General features: G+C 73.9%; 17 protein-coding genes. 8 read left to right on the forward strand and 9 right to left on the reverse strand.

All coding sequences use genetic code 11. The annotated features are described in order from the left end of the window. The gene (locus WMF39_RS44920) at positions 1-1,140 is read right to left on the reverse strand and encodes a hypothetical protein (RefSeq protein ID WP_437742565.1); all 1,140 of its coding nucleotides are present in this window, start codon (positions 1,138-1,140) and stop codon (positions 1-3) included. A gap of 148 nt (positions 1,141-1,288) precedes the next feature. Then, complete coding sequence (locus tag WMF39_RS44925) at positions 1,289-3,133, reverse strand: hypothetical protein (RefSeq protein ID WP_437742566.1); 1,845 nt, start codon at positions 3,131-3,133, stop codon at positions 1,289-1,291. Between the two features lie 263 nt (positions 3,134-3,396). Between WMF39_RS44925 and WMF39_RS44930 the strand changes: the two genes are divergently transcribed. Genes WMF39_RS44930 through sdhB form a run of 3 tightly spaced genes read left to right on the forward strand, consistent with a single transcriptional unit; the run spans position 3,397 to position 7,130 of the window. After that, positions 3,397-4,218, forward strand: a complete 822-nt coding sequence (locus tag WMF39_RS44930; protein WP_437742567.1) for a succinate dehydrogenase — start codon at positions 3,397-3,399, stop codon at positions 4,216-4,218. Between the two features lie 55 nt (positions 4,219-4,273). After that, entirely contained in the window at positions 4,274-6,307 is a 2,034-nt protein-coding gene (gene sdhA, locus WMF39_RS44935; RefSeq protein ID WP_437742568.1) for a succinate dehydrogenase flavoprotein subunit, read from the forward strand. A gap of 1 nt (position 6,308) precedes the next feature. After that, positions 6,309-7,130 (forward strand): succinate dehydrogenase iron-sulfur subunit, encoded by an 822-nt coding sequence (gene sdhB, locus WMF39_RS44940; protein WP_437742569.1) that lies wholly within the window; start codon positions 6,309-6,311, stop codon positions 7,128-7,130. Between the two features lie 12 nt (positions 7,131-7,142). Here sdhB and WMF39_RS44945 read toward each other — a convergent pair whose 3' ends face one another. From WMF39_RS44945 to WMF39_RS44970, 6 genes are all read right to left on the reverse strand, one after another. Then, complete coding sequence (locus WMF39_RS44945) at positions 7,143-7,709, reverse strand: hypothetical protein (protein WP_437742570.1); 567 nt, start codon at positions 7,707-7,709, stop codon at positions 7,143-7,145. 113 nt (positions 7,710-7,822) lie between these two features. Next, the gene (locus WMF39_RS44950) at positions 7,823-8,707 is read right to left on the reverse strand and encodes a branched-chain amino acid ABC transporter permease (RefSeq protein ID WP_437742571.1); all 885 of its coding nucleotides are present in this window, start codon (positions 8,705-8,707) and stop codon (positions 7,823-7,825) included. A 73-nt stretch (positions 8,708-8,780) separates the two neighbouring features. Beyond that, complete coding sequence (locus WMF39_RS44955) at positions 8,781-9,980, reverse strand: ABC transporter substrate-binding protein (protein WP_437742572.1); 1,200 nt, start codon at positions 9,978-9,980, stop codon at positions 8,781-8,783. Between the two features lie 314 nt (positions 9,981-10,294). Continuing rightward, positions 10,295-11,041, reverse strand: coding sequence for a TlyA family RNA methyltransferase (locus WMF39_RS44960; protein WP_437742573.1), 747 nt, complete (start codon positions 11,039-11,041; stop codon positions 10,295-10,297). Continuing rightward, complete coding sequence (locus WMF39_RS44965) at positions 11,038-12,138, reverse strand: ABC transporter substrate-binding protein (protein WP_437742574.1); 1,101 nt, start codon at positions 12,136-12,138, stop codon at positions 11,038-11,040. Before WMF39_RS44965 ends, WMF39_RS44960 begins: the two co-directional genes overlap by 4 nt. Beyond that, entirely contained in the window at positions 12,131-13,312 is a 1,182-nt protein-coding gene (locus WMF39_RS44970; RefSeq protein ID WP_437742575.1) for a trypsin-like serine peptidase, read from the reverse strand. The genes WMF39_RS44965 and WMF39_RS44970 overlap by 8 nt, the downstream gene beginning before the upstream one ends. A gap of 270 nt (positions 13,313-13,582) precedes the next feature. Here WMF39_RS44970 and WMF39_RS44975 point away from each other — a divergent pair, with 270 nt between their 5' ends. From WMF39_RS44975 to WMF39_RS44995, 5 genes are all read left to right on the forward strand, one after another. Beyond that, complete coding sequence (locus WMF39_RS44975; RefSeq protein WP_437742576.1) at positions 13,583-16,108, forward strand: DNA internalization-related competence protein ComEC/Rec2; 2,526 nt, start codon at positions 13,583-13,585, stop codon at positions 16,106-16,108. A gap of 98 nt (positions 16,109-16,206) precedes the next feature. Continuing rightward, positions 16,207-17,682 (forward strand): B12-binding domain-containing radical SAM protein, encoded by a 1,476-nt coding sequence (locus WMF39_RS44980; RefSeq protein WP_437742577.1) that lies wholly within the window; start codon positions 16,207-16,209, stop codon positions 17,680-17,682. Positions 17,683-17,720: 38 nt separating this feature from the next. Then, positions 17,721-17,969 carry a glutaredoxin family protein gene (locus WMF39_RS44985; RefSeq protein ID WP_272101817.1) on the forward strand — a complete coding sequence of 83 codons (249 nt, stop codon included), beginning with the start codon at positions 17,721-17,723 and terminating at the stop codon, positions 17,967-17,969. Positions 17,970-18,046: 77 nt separating this feature from the next. Further along, positions 18,047-18,697 carry a TlpA family protein disulfide reductase gene (locus tag WMF39_RS44990; protein ID WP_437713126.1) on the forward strand — a complete coding sequence of 217 codons (651 nt, stop codon included), beginning with the start codon at positions 18,047-18,049 and terminating at the stop codon, positions 18,695-18,697. 100 nt (positions 18,698-18,797) lie between these two features. Then, the gene (locus tag WMF39_RS44995) at positions 18,798-19,496 is read left to right on the forward strand and encodes a GbsR/MarR family transcriptional regulator (RefSeq protein ID WP_437742578.1); all 699 of its coding nucleotides are present in this window, start codon (positions 18,798-18,800) and stop codon (positions 19,494-19,496) included. Between the two features lie 12 nt (positions 19,497-19,508). On the opposite strand, the gene tssI is transcribed toward WMF39_RS44995, so the two are convergent. After that, positions 19,509-21,524, reverse strand: coding sequence for a type VI secretion system tip protein TssI/VgrG (gene tssI / locus WMF39_RS45000; RefSeq protein ID WP_437742579.1), 2,016 nt, complete (start codon positions 21,522-21,524; stop codon positions 19,509-19,511). Between the last annotated feature and the right edge of the window lie 21 nt (positions 21,525-21,545).

Consider the following 21,545-nt stretch of genomic DNA (forward strand, 5'->3'; position numbering starts at 1 on the left):
TCAGAACCGGGCCCCGGCGCCGAGCGTCGCGCCGACCAGCAACAGGGAGCCGCCCCCCGTGGGAACCCACCGGAGGTTGCCGAGCTGGGCCTCGAGCTGCACCGAGGGGCTCAGCGCGAGCGCGACGTCGAGCGACGCCCCGAGCACCGGGTGGACCTCGAGGTCGCCGTGGTACGTCGTGAGATCGGGGCCCACGGCGCCGGGGGCGGACCTGAAGAACGCGCCCGCGCGGAGCGACGGGCCGAGGTGGAGCGGGAACGCGCGCCAGGCCCCGTCGTGCGGCGTCAGGCTGGGCGTCAGCAGCAGGCGCGCGCCGCCCTCGATCCAGCCGGCGAAGGGGCCGGCCAGGTTGCCGCCGCCGCCGGCGAACAGCTCGAGCCCGCGGTCGCCGGGCGCATAGGCCACGCGCGCCTCCCCGACCAGCGAGGCCGCGCTGCCGCTCGCGCCCGGGAGGCGCGCCGCCGCGACGGCCAGCCCGAGCGACGCGGAGAGGGCGACCCGGCGCCCGCCCGAGTACGCCGGCCAACCGCGCTCCGGCCCGAGGGGATACGCCATCAGCACCTCCTTCGCGGGCGGCGCGGGCGGCGGCGCCGGCACGGGGGGCAGCACGATCGCCCCGCCCGCGGACGGAGGCGGGGGCGCGCTCGCCGGAGCGGAGCGCGCGGCGCGCTCCCAGGGGAGCTCGCCGGCGCCGACGCCCTCCGGGCGGAGCAGGACCGCCAGCATCTCCTGCGTCTGCCGGGCCTCTTTACCCCGGTCGACCTCCCTGGCGACCGACTCGACCCGGCCCGTCGAGGCGAGGTACGCGGTGAGCTCGATCCGGGTGGTCGTGACCGCAGGATCGACGGTGCCGGTCAGGACCCAGTCCGTGCCCGTCCGCGCGCCCACCGCGCGGTACTCGTCCGCGCTGTCGGCGACGCCATCGGCGACGTCCTTGAGCGCGGCAGCGACCGCGCCGTCCGGCGCCGTGGTGTGGCCGAGGGCGGCGAGCCCGCGCGCGACCTCGGCCTGGGCGGCGCTCCGGGCGGCCTCGTCGGTGCCCCCGCGCGTGGGGAGCAACGCCACCCGATCGGCGAGCGCGGCAGGGGCGATCGCCAGGAGCGCGGCGGCGGCGGCACAGGAGAGGGCTCGGCGGATCATGCGGCGCCATGCTACGCCCGCCGGCAGGCCGGAGCAGCCCCGGGGCGACGCGCCGGCACGGTCTCCACGCGCGGCCTCGCGCGTCGTGCCCCGCGCTGGCCGGGCGCCGGCCACGTGAGCCGCGTCATTCACCGCGCTTTCGCCCCGCTCATCGCGCTTTCCCGCTCTCGCGGTGGCCGATCACCCGCGGCAGCACGCGCCGCCCGCCGAAGCCGTCCGCCGCCGTCGTCCAGAGCTCCGCCGTCGCGGTGCTCATGGCGCTCGCGGCAGCGAGGCGCCGCGCCTTCACCTCCGCCGGGTCCTCGGTGCCCGTCTTCGGCAGCCGCTGCACGCCGGCCCAGGCGAGCACGCCGGCGTCGCGCCCGAGCGCCGCCCAGAAGCTCGGCGGCGACGGATGGGTGGCGAGCCACGCCGCGAGCGCGGCCGCCGCTCCCGAGTCAGGCGTCGCCCTGGGATCGCCCGCGCCCGGCGGAGGCTGCGCGCCGGAGGGCGCCGCGAGGAGCGGGAAGAGCCCCGCCGTCGCGACGAGCGATCCCGGCGGCGGCGCGACGGCCGCCTCGAAGGCGAGCGCGATCGTCACCGAGCGGGGAGCCGCGCGGAGCGCCTGGTCCGCGCAGCGCGCGTCGCCGGCGAGGATCATCCCGCGGATGGCCGGGGGCCGGAGAGCGCGCGCGTCGAAGGTCCCGTCGCAGGGCAGCGCCAGCGCGATGCCGCGCTCGGCCAGCGGCGCGGCCCCGGCGGCGCCCGCCGTCGCGGCCCCGGTAGCGCCCGCCGGCGTGGCCCCCGCAGCGCCCGCCGGCGCGGGGGCCGCGTCCTTCCGGACCTCGGCATCGCCGCCCACGAGCGCCACCGGCTTCGCTCCCCGCTCCGCGAGCGCGGCGGCGAGCACCTCGATGCTCCTCGCGGGCTCCTCGCCCACGACGAAGACGAACGCGCCGTCCAGCGCCGCCGGCTCCGGCGGGTGGACGAGCAGCACCGGGATCGCGTGCGTCCGCGCGAACTTCGCCGCCTCGGTCGCCTGCTCCCGATCGGAGCCGGCGATGAGCACCGCGGCGCCCTCGGCGGTGAGGCTGTTCAGCGCCTCGTCCACGCTGCCCTCGCCGCCGTCGTCGCGGCTCACGAGCCGCGCGTCCGAGCCCGGCCGGAGCAGCCCGAGCCCGTGCGCCACGCCGGCGGCGATCTCGACGCCCCGGCGGCGCGACGCGGCCGTGCGCGTCGACAGCAGCAGGCCGACCGTGGGCGGCTCGACGCGCGCGGCCCCCGCGCCGGCCGCGAGCTCGAAGATCGCGTCGCGCTGGGTGCCGAGCGCCGCGTCGGCCCGATCGAGCAGCTCCTTCGCGAGCGCCACGTCGCGGCGCTCGCGGGCGACGATCGCGAGGCGCTCGGCGACCAGCGAGCGCAGGTCGACCTCCGGGCTCACGACCTCGCCGGTCGCCCGCCCGGCGCGGAGCGCCTGGACGAGGTGATCGATCGGCACCTCGCGCAGCTGCGCCCCGATCTGCGCCCGGACGGCGGCGCGCCGGTCGTCGTCGGCCTCGCGCAGCCAGACGCTCATCAGCTCGATCGCCTGCGTCCACGCGCCCGCCTCCATCGCGGCGGCGGTGACCTCCTCGTTGAGGAGCGCGCGCACGTACGCGTCGATCATCTTGCTCACCAGCGGGCGCAGCACCCCGAAGGCGGGCCTCGGCTTGCCGGCTCGCCGGAGCGCCGCGCCGCGGATCACGCGCGCGAGATCTCCGATCGCGCTCCGCCCCGCCGCCTCGACCTCGGCCGCGAGCGCCCCGGCGCGGCGCAGGTCCCCGCGCTCCAGGGCGATCCACGCGAGGTGGACGGTCGCGACGCGCGCGAGGTCGTCGGAGGCGTGGCGCCCCCGGAAGGCGAGGAGCTCCGGCTCGAGCGCGATGCGCTCCGCGCGCGCGCCGTTCGCGAAGCGCGAGAGGAGGGGGCGCAGCTCGGCCTGGGCCGCGGGCGACCCGGCCAGCGCCGGGCTCACCGGCGCTCCGCCCTCCTGCGCGCCGCAGCCGGCGCTGGCGGTCGCGGCGGCGAGCGCGAGCAGGGCCGTCGCCGCGATCGCGGCCGCGCGGGCGTGAAGTGGCCGACGTTGCCCGGCGGCGCCGCGGCGCGGGCGAGATGCCGCGCCGCCGCTCGACGCGCCAAAGGCAGCGGAAAACCGGCCGGAACTGTTGACTGCGTTCACCTTGACGTCACCCGGGGCATCCCATACACCCGCCGCGCCCGCCTTCCATCGAGGTCAGCGTGTCCGAGGCAACCCCCGCGAGATCGCTCTTTCACGAGAGCCGCCGGTCCTTTCTCCTGCGCAAGCTGCATTCTCTCACCGGCGCCCTCCCCGTGGGCGGTTTCCTGCTCTTCCACTTCTGGACGAACGCGAAGGCGCTCCAGGGGCAGGAGCGGTTCGACGCGGCCGTCGGCGAGATCTCGCACATGCCGTACCTGCCCGTGCTCGAGATCGGGCTCGTCGTGCTGCCGCTCGCGTTCCACGCCCTCTACGGGGTCAAGCTGGTGCTCGAGGGCAAGCCGAACGTCGGCAGCTACACGTTCTCGCGCAACTGGATGTACACGCTGCAGCGGGTCACGGGGGTGCTCGCCTTCGCGTTCATCGGCTTCCACCTCTGGTCGTACTGGGCGCAGAAGTGGCTGGGCCGGATGGCGCCCGAGGAGTTCTACCCGCGGCTGTGCGCCGACATGGCGTCGACCGTCGGCGGCGTCCCGGTGATCGCGCTCGTCTACCTCTTCGGCATCGCGGCGAGCGTGTTCCACTTCGCCAACGGCCTCTGGGGCTTCTGCTTCTCGTGGGGGATCACCGTGTCGCGCCGGGCGCAGCGGATGGCCGCGGTGGTCTTCGGCGCGGTGGGCCTCGTGGTCTTCCTGTTCGGCGCCAACACGGTGATCTATTTCGCCACCGGCGCGCCGTTCCCCGGGACGCCGGGCCCGTCGGCGGAGGGGGGCCGCACCTGCGCGGACATCGCGTCGTCGTCGACCGGTTCCACCGGCGCGCCCGCGCGCGCGTCTGTCGGCGCCGGCGCAGGCGCCGACGTGGGCGCGCCGGCCTCGCACTGACCATCGTATCGGCCGCGCCCTTCCGGGGAGCGGCGCGGGAGCATCGGGATCGAACATGGCCGCGAAGAGCACGACGAGGAGCGAGGGGGGGAAGGTTCGGCGCGTGATCGTCGTCGGGGGCGGGCTCGCCGGCCTGATGACGGTGATCAAGCTGTGCGAGGCGAAGGTCCCTGTCGACCTGATCTCCCTCGTGCCGGTGAAGCGCTCGCACTCGGTGTGCGCGCAGGGCGGCATCAACGCCTCGGTGAACACGAAGGGCGAGGGCGACAGCCCCCAGGTGCACCTCGAGGAGACGGCGTACGGCGGCGATTTCCTCGCGAACCAGCCGCCCGTCAAGGGGATGGCCGAGGCCGCGCCGGGCATCGTGAACATGCTCGATCGCATGGGCGTGCCGTTCAACCGGACGCCCGAGGGCCTGCTCGACTTCCGCCGCTTCGGCGGCACGCTCTACCACCGCACGGCGTTCGCCGGCGCCACGACGGGGCAGCAGCTGCTCTACGCGCTCGACGAGCAGGTGCGGCGGTACGAGCTCGCCGACGTGACCGACGAGCACGGCGTGGCGATCCCGGGCGAGAAGATGGTCCGGAAGTTCGAGTTCTGGGACTTCCTCGAGGCGATCCTCGACGACTCCGGCACGTGCGTGGGCTGCGTCGCGCAGGACCTGAAATCGATGCAGATCCGCGCCTTCACGGGCGACGCGGTCGTGCTCGCGACGGGCGGCTGCGGCATCGTCTTCGGCCGCTCCACGCTGAGCGTCATCTGCACGGGGACGGCGGCGTCGGCGGTCTACCAGCAGGGCGCGGTGTACGCGAACGGCGAGTTCATCCAGGTGCACCCGACGGCGATCCCGGGCGCCGACAAGCTGCGGCTCATCTCGGAGAGCGCGCGCGGCGAAGGCGGCCGCGTCTGGGTGCCGAAGGACAAGACCGACGCGCGGAGCCCGCGGGACATCCCCGAGAAGGAGCGCGACTACCTGCTCGAGCGGATGTACCCCGGCTACGGCAACCTCGTCCCCCGCGACATCGCCGCGCGCGCGATCTTCAAGACGTGCTTCCACGAGGGGCGCGGCATCTGGAGCCCCGCGACGGGCCGGAACGAGAACGAGGTCTACCTCGACCTGACCCACAAGGACGAGAAGTTCCTCCGGTCGAAGCTCGCGGGCATCCTCGAGATCTACGAGAAGTTCGCGGGCACCGATCCGTACAAGAACCCGATGAAGGTCTTCCCGGCGGTCCATTATTCGATGGGCGGCCTGTGGGTCGACTACGAGGCGGACGCGCGGGGCTCGCTCAAGGCCGGGTCGCCGCGCAACCACGCGACGAGCATCCCGGGCCTCTACGCGGTGGGCGAGGTGGACTACCAGTACCACGGGGCCAACCGGCTCGGCGCCAACTCGCTGCTCTCGTGCATCTACGCCGGCATGGTGTGCGGGCCGGCCGTCGCGACCTATCAGCGGAGCATCAAGCGGAGCGCGCTCGACCTGCCGCGCTCGATCTTCGACAAGGCCGAGAAGCGCGCGGAGTCGAGCTACCAGCGCATCCTGACGCAGAACCAGGACGCGAAGCAGCCGGAGAACGCGTACCGGCTGCACCAGGAGCTCGGTGAGACGATGCTGCGCGACTGCACGATCGAGCGCGACAACGCCACGCTCGACCGGGTGCTCGAGAAGCTCGGCGAGCTCGAGGAGCGGGCGGGGCGGATCAAGTGCACGGACACGGCCCCGCGGGTGAACCAGGGGGCGCAGTTCGTGCGCCATCTCGAGAACATGCTGGTGCTCGCGCGGGTCATCGCGCAGGGCGCGAGGAACCGCGACGAGTCGCGCGGGGCGCACTACAAGCCGGAGTTCCCGGCGCGGAACGACGCCGCGTGGATGCGCACGACGCTGGCGCGCCACGAGGAGAAGGGCGCGGTGAGGTTCGTCCGCGAGTTCGACTACGCGTGCGCCGGCCAGTCGATCCACGTGACGGACGCGGTGGACACGTCGCTCGTGACGCCGCGGGAGCGCAAGTACGAGCAGGCGGGCGCGGCGAGCGCGGCGAGCGCGGCGAGCGCGCAAGCGACAGGGAAGCTGTCGCAGAAGAGCGTGTAGGATGGCCAAGGCGAGAGGAGACGAGGCGAACGGGGCGGCGGCGCCGGCGCAGCCGAAGGGCGAGGGCCGGCTTGTGCACCTGCGCGTGCGGCGGCAGGACACCGCGGATCGGACGGAGTCGCGGCGCTGGGAGGAGTTCAAGGTCCCCTACCTGCCGCAGATGAACGTGATCAGCGCGCTGCAGCAGATCCAGAAGGATCCGCGGACCGTGGACGGCAAGGAGGTGGCTCCTGTCGTCTGGGAGGCGGTGTGTCTGGAGGAGGTGTGCGGCTCGTGCACGATGGTGATCAACGGTCGAGTCCGACAGGCCTGCTCGGCGCTCATCGACCAGCTCGCGCCGAAGGGCGAGGTGATCACGCTGGAGCCGATGTCCAAGTTCCCGCTCGTGCGCGACCTGCTCGTCGACCGGAGCCGGATGTTCGAGGACATGAAGCGCGTGCGGGCGTGGATTGACATCGACGGCACGCACGAGCTCGGCCCGGGCCCGCGCGAGTCGCCGGAGCGGCAGCAGGAGCGATATCCGCTCTCCCGCTGCATGACGTGCGGCTGCTGCGTCGAGGCGTGCCCGCAGTACAGCGACGGGACGAAGTTCGTCGGCGCCTTCGCCATCAACCTGGTGCGGCTCTACAACATGCACCCTTCGGGGGCGATGCACGAGGGCGAGCGCCTCGAGTCGGTGATGAGCGAGGGTGGGATCACCGATTGCGGCAAGTCGCAGAACTGCGTCGAGGTGTGCCCGAAGGAGATCCCGCTCGTCGACTCGCTCGCGGCCGTCTCCCGCGACACGACGAAGCGCATGCTGTTCGGCTGGCTGCTGAAGTAGGCGCGCCCCCCTCTAAGGAAACAGCGACCCCGTCCCGAGCCCGAGCCCGTTCCCGAGCCCCATCTGCAGCGCGTCCGGCGCGCGCGGCCGCGCCAGCTTGCCCATGCGCATCCCGACGAGGTGCGTGATCAGCGTGCAGGCCTGGTGCGCCCGCGCCGTCGCCTCGCACCCCATCCAGGCGCCGAGCGGCTCCCGCTCGCCTTCCTCGCTGTAGCGGATCACCGCGCCGCCCTCGGCGACCGTGATCCAGGCGTTCGCCTGGCGCGGCAGCGAGGCGTGCAGCACGCCGACCTGGCCCAGCGGATCGTCGTTCGGGCCGGTGACCCGGCCGTCCGGCTCGAGCAGCGCCACCGGCTCGGCCTCCAGGCCGAACACGCGCCCGCCGCGATCGACGCTGAGCTGGTGCTCGCCGTTCACGAGGATCTTGCCGTCCGGCATGACGTCGATCGTGAGGTCGGCGAGCGCCCAGCGCGCGCGGGGGATGTCGAGCAGCGCGCCGCCGCGCACCCAGTTGGCGGGGGGCGTCGCGGCGCACGCCGCGAGCAGCGAGAGCGGTACGACGAGAGCGAGGCGTCGCATGCGCCGAGCATACCGCAAGGACGCGCGGCGCGTGGGCCGGCGGGCCAGGGTGGCCTGCTTGTTCTGGAGGATGGATGGAAGCGCGGCGCGTGGGCCGGCGGGCCAGGGCGGCCTTACACCTTCTCGGTCCCGGTCGTGCCGAGCAGCCCCGTCGGCTTCACGAGGAGCACCCCGATCAGCACCGCGAACACAAGGACGTCCTGCAAGCCGGAGTAGGGCGTGAGCTTCGTCATCTCTCCGATGATCCCGATCAGCATGCCCCCGAGCATGGCGCCCGTGATGTTGCCGATGCCGCCGATGACCGCCGCCACGAACGCGCGGTTGCCGATCACGACGCCCATCGTGGGGTACACCTGCGACTGATCGAGGCAGTACAGCACCGCGCCCACCGCCGCGAGCATCGAGCCCGTGAGGAAGGTGAGCGCGATGATGCGGCTCGTGCGGACGCCCATCAACCGGGCGGCCTCGACGTTCACGCTGAGCGCGCGCATCGCCTTGCCCGTCCAGGTGCGCCGCACGAGCAGCTCCAGGCCGATCATCACGAGGATCGAGGTGACGAAGATCACCTGCCGCGTGTTCTCGATCGGCAGGAGCTGCGGATAGCCGCGGTAGCGGGCGGTGAAGAGGAGCTGCGCCAGGTTCTGGAGGAGCACGCTCATCCCGAGCGCCGTGACCAGCGGCGTGATCCGGGTGTTCGCGAGGCCCCGCCCTCGCGAGCGCAGCGGCGCGTAAGCCACCTTCTCGACGAGGACCCCGAGGACGCCCGCGAAGGCCATCGCGCAGAGGGTGCCGGCCACGCCCGCGAACAGCGGCGCGCTGCCGCCGCCGAACGCCGCGATCCCGAAGAGCCCGGCGAAGGCGCCCATCATGAAGATCTCGCTATGAGCGAAGTTGATGAGCTTGAGGATGCCGTAAACCATCGTGTAGCCGAGGGCGACCAGCGCGATCATCGACCCCTGGGCGAGCCCCGTGATCAGGGCATTCACGATCTTCTCCATGGAGACCTCTTTAACGCACGTTCCGCACGTTCCGCGCGCTCCTCACGTCCGAGCCAGCGCGCGGGGACGGCCGCTACTGCTTCGCAGCCTTCTCGTTGACCGTCGCGTAGTAGGTAAACTGCTTGTCCTTGATCCGGACGATGACGACCGGCTTGTCCGCATTGCGCTCGGCATCGATGGTGATGACGCCCGTCGCGCCCTGGAACCCCTTGGTGTCCTGGATGGCCGCCCGGATGTCGTCCGGCGTCATCGCTTTCGCGCGGCCCATCGCGTCGGCCAGCAGCCTGGCCGCGTCATAGCCCTGCGCCGCGATGCTCGACGGCGTGCGGTTGTACCGCTCCTTGTACTTCTTCACGAAGGCCTGCGAGTTGGGCCAGGGGACGTCCGGCGCGTAGTGGTTCGTGAAGTACGCGCCGTCGAGCTCCTCCGCGGCGTCGCGCAGGAGCTCGTTCGCGTCCCACCCGTCGCTGCCGACGAACATGCTCCCTGGTACGCCCGCGGCCTTGGCCTGCCGCGCGACAGGGGCCATGCTCGTGTAATAGATCGGCGCGTAGATCATCTCCGGGTTCGCCGATTTGAGCTCGTTGATGTACGTCGTGAAGTTGGTCTCCTTCTTGAGGAAGCTCTTCTCCATGACGATCTCGCCGCCTAGGCGCTTCACCTCGTCGCGGAAAACCTTGGCGAGGCCCGACGAGTAGAGGTCGTCGGAGGCGAAGAAGAGCCCCACCTTCTTCTTGCCGAGCGTGTTCACGATGAACTGCGCGCCCATCTGGCCCTGCACGTCGTCCGTGAAGCAGGCGCGGAACACGAACGGGCCGACCTTCGTCACGTCCGGGTTCGTGGACGACGGCGTGATCATCGGCACCTTCTTCTTGTTGGCGACGATGCCGCCGGCGCGCGACCGCGACGAGGCGACCTCGCCGAGGAGGGCCAGCACGTGATCCCGATCGATGAGCTGCAGGACCTTGTTGGTCGCCTCCTCGGGCTTCGACTTGTTGTCCTCGTAGAGGACGTGGATCGGCTTGCCCTTGACCCCACCGGCCTTGTTGATCTCGTCGATCGCGAGATCGATAGCCTCCTTCGAGTCGACGCCGAACGCCGTCTCCTCGCCCGAGAGGCTGAAGTAAGCGCCGACCTTCCACTCGGCGTCGTCCTTGGCGTGCTGGGCGGCGTTGTCGGCCGAACCCTCGCTCTTCTTGTCGCAACCGAGCGTCATCGCGCTGAGCGCGAGCGCCCCGGCGATCATCTTCACCAAACCCCGTCGTCCGAGCATGTCGTCGTCCTCCCTGTCGCCGGGCTGCCTCGCGTGGGGTCGCCCGCGGTGGCCATGGCCGCCCACGGAGCGGCTCAGAGCGCGTGTACTCACCGCGTCTACCATTGTCTACGCGGCACGTCAGCACCGTCGGGCCGCGATGCGGTCGGCGTGGAGCATCTTAAGTGTTCGACTTTCCACGGATTCCGGCGACCGAGCCCGGCGTCGTGGCGCGCGGCGTCGCGCGCCGCGGCCAGCCAACGCGGTGCGCATGGCGGCTAGCCGACGCGGCGACTGGTCAACGGGGTGCACCTGGCGGCTGATCAACGCGGCGGCTAGCCGGTGCGGCGCGCATGGACGAAGTGCTCGACGTTCCCCTTCGGCCCGCGCACCGCGCTGTCGACCTGGCCGACGACCGAGAAGCCCGCGGCCTCGATGGCCTGGCGCCCGTCGGCGATCGCCGCGAGGCGGGTCGCCTCGTCGCGGATGACGCCGCGGCCGCGGGCGGCGGCCTCGCGGCCCGCCTCGAACTGCGGCTTGATCAGCGCCACGAGATCCCCCGAGGGGCGGAGCAGGCGGGCGATCGCGTCGATGAGGCGGGAGATGCTGATGAACGACGCGTCGACGACGACGAGATCGATGGGGACGTCGAAGTCCTCTCGCTGGAGCTCGCGGGCGTTGACCCGATCGCGCACCTCGACGCGCGCATCGGCGCGGAGCTTGGCGGCGAGCTGGCCGTAGCCGACGTCGACGGCGAAGACCCGCGCCGCGCCGCGCTGGAGCAGGCAGTCGGTGAAGCCGCCGGTCGAGGCGCCCACGTCGACGCACGTCTTCCCGGCGACGTCGAGGCCGTGCGCGGCGAAGGCCGCGAGCGCGTGCTCGAGCTTCTCGCCGCCGCGCGAGACGAACCGAGGGCCGGAGGCGACGTGGACCTCGGCGTCCTCGGGGAGCAGCGTGCCCGGCTTGTCGATGCGGCGCGGCCCCGAGGTGACCTTGCCGGCCATGATCAGCGCCTGCGCTTCGGTCCGCGAGCCGGCGAGCTTCCGGGCGACGAGCAGGGCGTCGGCGCGCACGCGGGTCATGGCGCGTCCGTCCTGGGCACGGGCGCGGCGAGGCCTGCGCCGCCGGGCGAGGGAGGGACGGCCGCGTCGCCGGAGAGCGCCAGCGCGTCGCCGTGGAGCGCCCGCGCGACGGAAGCGAGGCCGTCGCCGATGCGCGGGCCCGGGCGCAGCGCGACATCGGTGTTCAGCGGGCGCAGGCGCCCCTCGCGCACGGCGCGCAGGGATCTCCAGCCGGGCGCGTCCCGGAGCGCCGCCAGCCTGGAGGCGCCCTGTGCGTCGGCGTCGCTCGACGTGCCGTCGAGCAGGACATCGGGATCCAGCGCGAGCAGCTGCTCGACGCTGATCGACGGGTAGGCGCCGCCGCGGGCGATCACGTTCTCGCCGCCGGCCAGCCGGATGAGCTCATCGGGGAAGCTGCCGGGGCCCGCGACGAAGAGGGGCGAGGTGTCGAACAGCAGGGCGGCGCGGACGCGCGGGGCGCCTTTTGCGGCGACGGCCTGCTCGACCGCGCGGCGCCGGGCGCGGATCCGGCCGATCGCCTGCTCCGCGCCGGGCGCCGCGTCGAGCCGCCGCCCGAGCTCCGTGAGCATGTCCTCGATCTGCGCGAGCGACTCGGTGCCGGGGAAGCACGTCGCGATCCCGTGCGCGCGCAGCGACTCGTCGAGCGCGGGCCCCGCGGGGCCGCGGGCGCCGACGACGAGGGTCGGCGAGAGCGCGATGATCGCCTCGATGCTCGGATCGGCGTAGCCGCCGACGCTCGGCAGTCCGAGCACCTCGGGCGGGTGGTCGCAGTAGCGGGACCGGCCGACGAGCGCCGCGCCGGCGCCGATCGCGCAGACCGCCTCGGTGGTGCTGGGCGACAGGGAGACGACGCGCGCACCCGCCGCGCGCGCCGGGGCGGTGCGCCCGCACGCCGCGAGCCCGAGCGCCGCGAGCCCGGCGAGCGCGGCCCGCCGCGAGAGCGCGCGGCCCGGCGCGCCCGGCAGGAGCGAGGCCCGCACGGCGCCCGGCAGGAGCGAGGCCCGCACGGCGCCCGGCAGGAGCGCAGGCCTCGCGGCGCCCGGCAGGAGCGCCGCGCCGGCGGCGCTCCGCGTGGAGGAGCGCCGCTCGTCAGCCAAGCCGCTCCCGGCTGCGCCGCCGCCGCAGGCTCGTGAGAGCGCCCAGGCTCGCGGCCCCGAGCACCCAGGGGACCGGCTGCGTCGGATCAGGCCGCGGGCTCACGCTGCAGGACCCGCTCGACTCGTCGTCTGCGGGCGGCTCGGGGACCTTCGCGCAGAAGCCGGGCTCGCCGTTGCAGCTGTAGCCGTCAGGGCACGCCGCGGCCTCGTTGCAGGGCCGCGTGCAGGTGCCGTCGAGGCACGCGTTCGCAGGGCACTGCTCCGGCTGTTCGCACGTGGCGCCGACCTCCGCCGAGTACGCGGGATCGGTGGGGTAGCCGGTCGCCCAGGGGGGCTCCTTGTATCCTCCGGCACGGGCGGCGCGCACGGTCGTCTCTTTAATCCATTCCGCCCAGCCGTACACATAGCCGTAGATCGGATACTCGCAGCCCGCGGCCCCGCGCGAGGTCACGCCGATCACGCGGTGCATCAGATCGAGGCTGGGTCCGCCCGAGTCTCCCTCGCAGATGCCGGTGTCCCCGACCCACTCCGTCGCCTTCACCAGCGACGACGGGCAGCCGTCAGCCACGCAGTCGATGAACAGCCTGTCGCGGCGCCGCCGCAGGCCCGCGCCCGTGCTCTCGTCGTTCGTCGCCCCGAAGCCGACCGCGTAGTACTCCTCGCCCTCCACGAGCGGCACGTCGACGCGCGGCACGAGCGGCACGGCCTCGCTCTCCGGGATCGGCTCGTCCAGGATCAGGATCGCCTGATCGTTGCCGCAGAACGCGTCCGTCCCCTCGCCGGGGAGCAGCACGACCTCGCTGCCGCCGTAGAAGCGCGCGTACCTGCCGATCTCCGCGTCGGGCGTCACGAGGATCCGGCGCGCGAGGTGCGTGTCCGTGAACTTCGTCGATCGACAGGTGATCTGGCCGTCGAGCTCATTGGCCATGTCCGACACGCAATGACGGGCCGTCAGCACCACGTTCGGGGCGATCAAACTGCCGGTGCAGATCGCGCCGATCACGTCGTTGTAGATGCCCACGACAGCCCTGTCGCCGTCGTCGAGATATCCGTCCTGAATGGCATCCCGCGCCTCACCGATCTCGTCAGGAGGCGCCTCCAGGGCCGAGCTGCACGCTGTCGCAGCGAGTCCCAGGGCGAGAATCCAGGTGACTCTGGGCAAGCAAAACGACATCGAAGGCCTCCAGATACTGCAATGTCTGCGCGCCGCGGGGTGCCGCAAGGAGCAAAGATTCTAGAGGCGAAGCCGCGGTCGTGCACGCGCACCGGGCACGATGACCGACTCGGCTCGTTGCTCCCCCCACATAACAGAGAGCTCTTGCAGGATCGGCCGGCGCGCCGCCGCGCCCGGCGCCGCCATGGCGGCGCCAGGGGCGCGGCGGCCGCTCCCCCGTGAAATTCCGCGGGAACGCGCGCGGCCCAGGTGTTGCGGGGCGGCGGGGCCGTGATCGATCCCGTCCTGCTCTTCGGCCTCGCGCTCGCCGCGGGCGCGCCGCTCGCCCTCTCTCCGCTGGCCACGGCGCTCGGCGCCGCGCTCGCCGCGGCGGCGCTCCGCCGCCGGGCCGGCCGCGCCGCGCTCGCCGCCGCCGGGGTGGCGCTCATCGTGAGCGGCCTCCGCGCCCGCGCGCTGCTCGACGGCGCGGGCGCCGCCTACGATGGCGCCCTCGCGCTGCTGCAGCCGCCGGCGCGCTGCGAGGTGGCGTGCGCCGTCGTCGGCTCGCCGGTCGTGGTCGGGGCGGCGCAGCGGCGCTCCGCGGCGGAGCGCGGCGAGGACGAGCCGCCGGCCTCGCGCATCGACGTGGAGCTCTCCGGCGGGACGTGCGGCGGGCGAGCGCTGCAGGGGCCGCTCCGGGCGCGCCTCTACGGCGCGCCGCTGGACCTCGCCCGGGGCGACCGGCTCGAGGTCACCGTGGACCTCGCGCCGATCCACCTGTTCCGGAACGAGGGGCTCCGGAACGCGACCGCCGCGATCGCGCGGAGCGGGATCGTCGCGAGCGGGACGATCGTCGAGGCGCGGCGGACGTCGGAGGGGCGCTCGATCGACGCGGCCGTCGATCGCGCGCGGGCGTTCGTGCGCGGGCGCATCGAGGCGACGTTCCACCCCGACGCGGTGGCGCTCGGGCGCGCGCTCGTGCTCGGCGAGACCGACCTCGCGCCCGAGGACCAGGAGGCGTTCCGCGAGAGCGGCCTCGCGCACCTGCTCGCGGTCTCGGGGACGCACCTCGTGCTCGCGGTGGCGGGCTTCGCCGCGGCGCTCCGCGCGATCCTCGTCCGCGTCGGGCCGATCGCCGCCCGGTGGGACGCGGGCCGGATCACCGCGGCGCTGTGCGTGCCGGCCGCGTGGCTGTACGCCGACTTCGCCGGCGGCGGCGGCTCGGCGATGCGCGCCGCGGCGATGCTCAGCTGCGCGATGGGCGCCCGCCTCCTCGGCCTCCGTCCGGTGGGCGTCCGCTGCTTCGCCCTGTCGCTCGCGGGCGCCGCCGCCGTGGATCCGCTCGTCGCGTGGGATCTCTCGTTCGGCCTGTCCGCGGCCGCCACCGCCGGGCTGCTCTGGCTGCAGCGGCCGCTCGCCGCCCTGCTCGTGCCCGGCGAGGGGAAGCGCGGCGACGGCGGCGCCGAGGGCGGGCCGGGCGCGTCGCCGCCGCGGGAGCTCGCGCGCAAGGTCCTCGCGCCGCTGGCGACGACGCTCGCCGCCATGTTCGGGTGCGCGCCGCTGCTGCTCATGAACGGGGAGACGTTCCCGCTGCTCGGCGTGGCGGCGAACGTGGTCGCCGCGCCGATCGGCGAGCTCGCGGCGCTCCCGTTCTGCCTCGCGCACGCCGTGCTCTCGTGGGCGCCGCCGGTCGAGCGCGGCTGCGCGCTCGTCGGGTCGGGCGCGCTGCTCGCGGTCCGCGCCGTGGCCCGCGCCTCGGCGGAGACCGGCGTGGTGCTGCGCCTGCCCGAGCCGTCGCCCGCCCAGCTGGCCGCGCTCGCCGCCGCGATCGCGCTCGCGTGGGCCGCGGAGCGCCGCGGCCGCCGGCTCGCCGCGCTCGCCGCCGGCGCCGGCGCGTGGCTGCTGCTCGAGGGCGTCGCCACGCGCGCGGGCGCGCCGCGCGGCGTGCTGCGCGTCAACGTCCTCGACGTGGGGCAGGGCGACGCCATCCTGATCGACCTCCCCGAGGGCGGCGCGATGCTCGTCGACGCGGGCGGCTTCGTGGGCAGCCCCGTCGACACGGGCGCGCGCGTGCTCCGGCCGCTCCTGCGGGCGCGCCGCCGCGCGCGCCTCGACGCCGTCGTCCTCTCGCACCCGCACCCCGATCACTTCGGCGGCCTGCCGACCACGGTGGAGGGCGTCGAGGTCGGCGAGCTCTGGGACACCGGCCAGGGCGAGGCCGAGGGCGCGGGCCCGGTCTACCGGAAGCTCCTGTCGGACCTGCGCCGGCGCGGCGTGCCCATCGTGCGGCCCGACTCGCTCTGCGGCAGGCCGCGGGTCCTCTCGGGGGCGACGATCGAGGTGCTCGCGCCGTGCCCGGAGCTCCACCCCGACCGGGGCGCCAACGACAACTCCTTCGTCCTGCGCATCCGTTACGGGGCGCGCTCCGCGCTGCTCGTGGGCGACGCGGAGCACGAGGCCGAGGACGCGCTCGTGGCGCGCTACGGCGCCGCGCTCCACGCCGATCTGCTCAAGGTGGGGCACCACGGCAGCCGGACGTCGACCGGCGCGGCGCTCCTCGCGGCCGTCGACCCCTCGATCGCCGCCGTGTCCTCGGGCGTCCGCAACCGCTTCGGGCACCCGAGCCCGGAGGTGCTCTCCCGCCTCTCGGCCGGCGGCGTCGCGATCGCGCGCACGGACCGCGGCGGCGCCCTGACCTGGGAGACCGACGGCGAGCGCGTCCTCTGGTCCCGCCCGGGCGAGCCGCCGCGCCCGGCCCCCGGTCCCCGCGGCGGGGGTGCCGCTGCCGGACATGCCCTGGAGAACGGTGGGCCGTGAGCTGGAAAAAATCCCCGCTCCGGACGGCTGTCAGCTGGCCTCCCATCCTTGCGCCTGGACGTCCCCTGAGCGACGCTGGGTCGATGTCTCGAAGCGCGATGACGACCACGATCCGCCGCCGCCTGGCGGGCGAGATCGGTCGTATCGACAAGCAGGCGCCCTTCCGCGTCGCGCTGTCTTACCCCTCGCCGTACCGGGCCGGAATGAGCTCGCTCGGCTTCCTCCAGATCTACAAGACCATCCAGGCCGAGCCCGGGATGGCGTGTGAGCGGGCCTTCCTGCCGGACGACGAGGGCCAGGGCGCGGACGGCCCCCCGATCACGTACGAGGGGCTCCGCCCCATCTCCGATTTCCCGGTCATCGCGCTCTCGGTGGCCTACGAGCTCGAGCTCGCCGGGGTCGTCCGCCTGCTCGAGCTGGCAGGGATACCGGCGCTCCGGGAGGAGCGCTCCTTTCGCGATCCGCTCGTCCTCGCGGGCGGTCCGCTCACGTTCTCGAACCCGCTGCCGCTCGCGGTGTTCGCCGACGCGATCATCATGGGCGAGGCCGACACCCTGGCCGTGGAGGCGCTCCGCGTGCTGCGGGACGCCTCGTCGCGGGAGGCGGCGCTCGACGCGCTGGCGGCCCTCCCCCACGTCTTCGTCCCCGCGCGCCACGGCGCGGAGATGCCCCCGGTCGCGCAGTGCGACAACGCGCTCCTTCCCGCCTGGTCGCCGATCCGCGCCGAGGAGACCGAGCTCTCGAACATGTTCCTCATCGAGGCGGAGCGGGGCTGCTCGCGCGGGTGCACCTACTGCGTGATGCGCCGCTCGACCAACGGCGGCATGCGCATCGTCCCGAAGGAGCGCCTCCTCGAGCTCATCCCCGAGGACGCGAGGCGCGTCGGCCTCGTCGGCGCCGCGGTCAGCGATCATCCGAAGATCGTCGAGGTGGTCCGGACGCTCGCCGAGAGGGGCTGCGAGGTCGGGCTGAGCAGCCTCCGGCCGGACCGGCTGACCGACGAGTTCGTCGGTGCGCTGCGGCTCGCGGGCTACAAGACGCTCACGACGGCGATGGACGGCACGAGCGAGCGGGTCCGCGAGACGCTCGAGCGGCGCGCCCGGCCCAGGCACCTCCAGCGGGCCGCGGAGCTCGCGCGGCAGCACGGGATGAATCGACTCAAGCTGTACCTGATGGTGGGCGTCCCCGGCGAGACCGACGCCGACGTCGACGAGTGCGTCTCCTTCGTCACGGAGCTGTCCCGGATCGTGCCGGTCGCGCTCGGGATCGCGCCGTTCTGCCCGAAGCGCAACACGCCGCTCCACGGCGCGCGCTTCGCCGGGATCGACGTCGTGAACAAGCGGCTCGACCGGCTCCGCCGCGGGCTGCGGGGCCGCGCGGACGTGCGGGCCACGAGCGCGCGCTGGGCGTGGGTCGAGGCGGTGCTCGCCGCCGGCGGCGAGGCCGAGGGGCACGCCGTGCTGCAGGCGGTGCACGCGGGCGGCTCGTTCCGGGACTACGAGCGCGCGTTCGAGAAGATCAAGCGGCCGGAGCCGCCGCGCCGCCAGAGCCTGCCGCTGCTCGCGGCGGGGTGAGCGGCGCGGCAGCCCGGCCCGGAGGGTGCCACGTGACGATGAAGACGCTGACCCTCTTCACGCGCGAGCGCTGCCACCTCTGCGAGGAGGCCCACGCCGCGCTCGAGCGCGTGCGCGCCCGGCTGCCGTTCGAGCTCGCCGTCGTCGACCTCGACCGGGAGGCCGGCCCGGAGAAGCGAGCGCTGTACGACTGGGAGGTCCCCGTGGTCGAGCTCGATGGGCGGAAGATCATGAAGTACCGCGTCGACGAGCGGCGGCTCGAGCGGCTGCTCTCCGGCCCGGAGTGAAGAGCCGCGTCGAAGAGCGGGGGCGGGGCGTTTCGGCCCGCTTTCGCCCTGCGCCGCGCTACGCTATGCGAACCCCCGTGAAGTGGACGACCATCGCGCAGCTCGCCTTCATCCTCGTCGCTGCCGTCGCCGTCTACGGCTTCGTGCACGCCGCGCAGAATGACCAGCGCACCACCGGCTGCGAGGCCATCTGCGCCCTGCGCCCTGCGTACGCCGGCCGGAACCGGCTCGCGCCGGACTTCGAGCTGCCGGACATGAACGGCAAGCCCGTCCGGCTGTCGTCCTTCCGGGGCAAGACGGTCTTCCTGAACTTCTGGACCAAGACCTGCGCCCCGTGCCTGCAGGAGATGCCGGCGCTCGCGGAGCTCGGCCGGATCGCCCAGTCGCGGAAGGACATCGTCGTCCTCACCGTCTCGACCGACGAGGGGCCGGACGACGTGCGCGACGCGCTCAAGGTGGCCCTGAATGGAGACCCGCCGTTCCCGGTCCTCTTCGACCCGGAGTCCAAGGTCGTGATGGACCAGTACGGCACGCAGCTCTACCCGGAGACGTGGATCATCGACCCGAACGGGATCATCCGGGCCCGCTTCGACGGCGCGCGGGACTGGTCGAGCAGCCTGGCCATCGAGGTGGGCGAGATGGTCTCGCGCTGGGGCAGCTGCCCGGCTGATATCTACAAGAGCAAGCCGCGCGCCGGGTCCGTCGACGTCTGCACCGACGATTCCTGAGCGGGCTTCCCGCGCCGGGGCGATCAGGCCAGGCATACGGGGTGTGGGCGCGCTCGCCGCTTGGCGCATTCGTGAAAGATCGTTATGTGAGTCACCCATCATGACCGCCCGGAGGCCGACGTCGCCGACAGCGCACCCGCCGCAGCCGCCCGCAACGGGCGAGGGGGGCGACGGGAGCGCCTCGGACGAGCGGGTCGCGGCGGCGCGGCAGGCGCTGCTCGAGGGGGTCGGCGCCGAGATCGCCGCGTCGTTCCCCGGCATCACCCGGCTGGGTGGGCAGGTCGTGGCGGCGCTCTACCTGGCGGACGAGCCGCGCTCGATGGACGAGCTCAGCCAGGAGCTCGGCCGCTCCAAGAGCAACATCTTCGCCAACCTGCGCGGCCTCGAGGCGGCCGGGATCATCGAGCGCCGGCGGGAGTCGGGCGCGCGGCACGACTCGTTCGCGCTGCGCGGCAAGTACCCCGACGTGATCGTCGGCGCGTACCTCGGCCGCCTGCGCCGCGTGGTGCAGGACAAGCGCGCCCTCGCGCGGCGCGCGCTCTCGCTGCTCGGCGACGCGCAGGGCGCGGAGGCCGACGCGATGCGCTCGCGGCTCGACGACCTGTCGCGCAAGTACGACCTGTTCGCCGACCTGATGGAGCAGCTCCTGCCGTCGATCGACGGCCCGGTCGATCTGGAGCGGCTGATCGCGCAGGTGCCCGAGGCGATGGTCCGCTCCCTGAACGCGGCGGCCCGCGTCGCCTGGGCCGCAGGCGACGCGATCAGCCGCCTGAGCGGCCGATCGGGGCGCAAGAAGTAGCGGCGGCCCGCGTCACCCGCGCGGCGGGCAGTCCCGCATCTCGATGAGGATGCCGGTCGACGTCTCGATCCGGTGCATCAGGTTCACCTCCCGCGCCACCGGCGACGGCGTGATCGGGCTCGGCGCGGCGCCCACGATCATCGGCCGGTCAGGGTCGCCGTCGACGAAGACCATCAGCACCTCGATGCCGGGCTTGAGCGGGAAGTGGATCCCGTAGTTCGGCCCGGCGTGCGGCTGGATCATCCGCACGAGCCGCGAGGGGAAGGCGCGCGACGCGGGATCCCCCGCGTCGAAGTGGAAGCGCACCCGGTAGCGCCCCTGCTCGTCGATCGGCGAGACCTCCCCGATCTCGCCGTCCGGGAGCGGCTCCACCAGCGCCGTCACCACCCCGTGGATCTTCGGCCGCGGCGCCGTCCGCGGCGGGCGGTAGGCTTGCCCGGCGCGCACCAGGCGCGCGCGGTTGACGTACTCCTGCTCGCCGCCGGCCCCGCCCTCGATGGCCACCGGCTGCACCGCGCGGTGCTCGACCTCGACGGCCAGGAACCGCTCGCCGTCGAGCCGCGGGTGGCCCTCGAGCGCGAAGACGGCCCCCGGGATCAGCCGGAGCTCGTCGCTCTGGCACTCGAAATAGCGGCTCGACGAGGCCCGCTCCTCCGCGCGGATCCGCGCCAGCTGCTGGCCCTCCTCCGGCGTCTTGTGGTGGGCGCCGTACTCGACGACGCCGCCCCCGAGGCCCGCCGGCGACTCGTGCGCCGCCGTCATGTCGAGCCTTGGCGTCCGGTAATTGTACTCCTGCATGACGTACGTCGCGGGGAAGGCCCTGGCCTGCTCCCTGAGCTCGAACATGTCGCGCCGCTCGCCCCGCGGCCGGAACACCACCGCGTCTCCCCCCGGCAGCGGCTGGAAGCCCGTCGGCTCGTCGGTGAACACCATCACGTCGCGGCCCGACTCGTGCTCGAAGAAGAACGAGATCCCGAGGTGCTCGGCGAGCCGCGAGATGAAGGCCAGATCCGTCTCCTTGTACTGGACGATCATCTCCCGCTGGGGGTGATCGCGGTAGAGGCGCATCACCACGTCCTCGGGCCCGAGCCCCACCATCGCGAGCTTGTGCTGGATGAGCTCTGGCACGCTGATGTCGAGGAAGACCTGCTGGAGCTCCACCAGCGTCGCGCGGAACGCCCGCGGCGCGAGCCGAAGCCGGTAGGAGCGGAGAGCCGTCTCCGTCTCGTGCCGGTCCTCCACCTCGGCGATCATGCCGTGTACGGTCCGCTCGTCCGCGCCCTCGACCTCGAACACGAGCGACGCCGCCGCCCCCAGCACCTGTTCGATCGAGAGCTCGGCGCCGTCGCTGCACACGACATCGATGTCGAACGAGAAGAGCTGGCCGATGGCCTCTTTGCCGTGGACCCCGCGCACCCGGAGGAGGTCGCAGGAGAAATCGCTGGAGTCGAGCCGCAGGATCGGCGCCTGCCGTGCCCGGTCCCGGAGCGCGGCCTTCGCCTCCTGAAGCGCTTCCATCGGCGCCGCGCGCGGCGGGCGCAGCACGGATTCCGCTGCGCCGAGCCCGCGGAACGGCAGGTGATCGGGCGCCCCTGGGCCGCCCTGGGACGGCGGGAGCTCCCGCGGCCCTCCGGCGCTCGCCCCCGGGCGCAACGGCGGGAGCTCCCGCGGCCCTCCGGCGCTCGCCCGCGGCGGCAATGGCGGCACCTCGCGAGGCCCTCCGGCGCTCGCTCGCACCGGCGCCTCGAGGAGCTCTCGGTCGTCCGGAGACGGCGCTGGCGGGGGATCCTCCACCGGCCCGGCCGCCTCCGCCGGGCTCTCGGCGCACGCCGCGCGCGCGATCGGCTCGCTGCACGGGGGCCCTGCGTCCGGGGCCTCGCGGATGCGCGCGGCGGGGGATGCCGCGGCCATCGTCACGGCGCTGGGCGCGCGGTGCGCCGTCGCGGCCGTGGGCTCACCGCACGGCGGGGCGGCGGCGGGTGGGGACGGCTCGCTGCACCTCAGGGGTTCCGTCGGCTCTCGGTTCATCGTCGCGCCTCCTCCGCGGCT

Origin of the sequence: Sorangium sp. So ce1504, from assembly GCF_051521635.1 — a bacterium.
GTDB classification, from domain to species: Bacteria; Myxococcota_A; Polyangia; order Polyangiales; family Polyangiaceae; genus Sorangium; species Sorangium cellulosum_B.

Bases quoted from the DNA above. Each gene is read 5' to 3' on its own strand.
- WMF39_RS44920 (WP_437742565.1), bottom strand. From the start codon at position 1,140: ATGATCCGCCGAGCCCTCTCCTGTGCCGCCGCCGCCGCGCTCCTGGCG.
- sdhA (WP_437742568.1), top strand. From the start codon at position 4,274: ATGGCCGCGAAGAGCACGACGAGGAGCGAGGGGGGGAAGGTTCGGCGC.
- sdhB (WP_437742569.1), top strand. From the start codon at position 6,309: ATGGCCAAGGCGAGAGGAGACGAGGCGAACGGGGCGGCGGCGCCGGCG.
- WMF39_RS44945 (WP_437742570.1), bottom strand. From the start codon at position 7,709: ATGCGACGCCTCGCTCTCGTCGTACCGCTCTCGCTGCTCGCGGCGTGC.
- WMF39_RS44950 (WP_437742571.1), bottom strand. From the start codon at position 8,707: ATGGAGAAGATCGTGAATGCCCTGATCACGGGGCTCGCCCAGGGGTCG.
- WMF39_RS44955 (WP_437742572.1), bottom strand. From the start codon at position 9,980: ATGCTCGGACGACGGGGTTTGGTGAAGATGATCGCCGGGGCGCTCGCG.
- WMF39_RS44960 (WP_437742573.1), bottom strand. From the start codon at position 11,041: ATGACCCGCGTGCGCGCCGACGCCCTGCTCGTCGCCCGGAAGCTCGCC.
- WMF39_RS44970 (WP_437742575.1), bottom strand. From the start codon at position 13,312: ATGTCGTTTTGCTTGCCCAGAGTCACCTGGATTCTCGCCCTGGGACTC.
- WMF39_RS44980 (WP_437742577.1), top strand. From the start codon at position 16,207: ATGACGACCACGATCCGCCGCCGCCTGGCGGGCGAGATCGGTCGTATC.
- WMF39_RS44985 (WP_272101817.1), top strand. From the start codon at position 17,721: ATGAAGACGCTGACCCTCTTCACGCGCGAGCGCTGCCACCTCTGCGAG.
- WMF39_RS44995 (WP_437742578.1), top strand. From the start codon at position 18,798: ATGACCGCCCGGAGGCCGACGTCGCCGACAGCGCACCCGCCGCAGCCG.
- tssI (WP_437742579.1), bottom strand. From the start codon at position 21,524: ATGAACCGAGAGCCGACGGAACCCCTGAGGTGCAGCGAGCCGTCCCCA.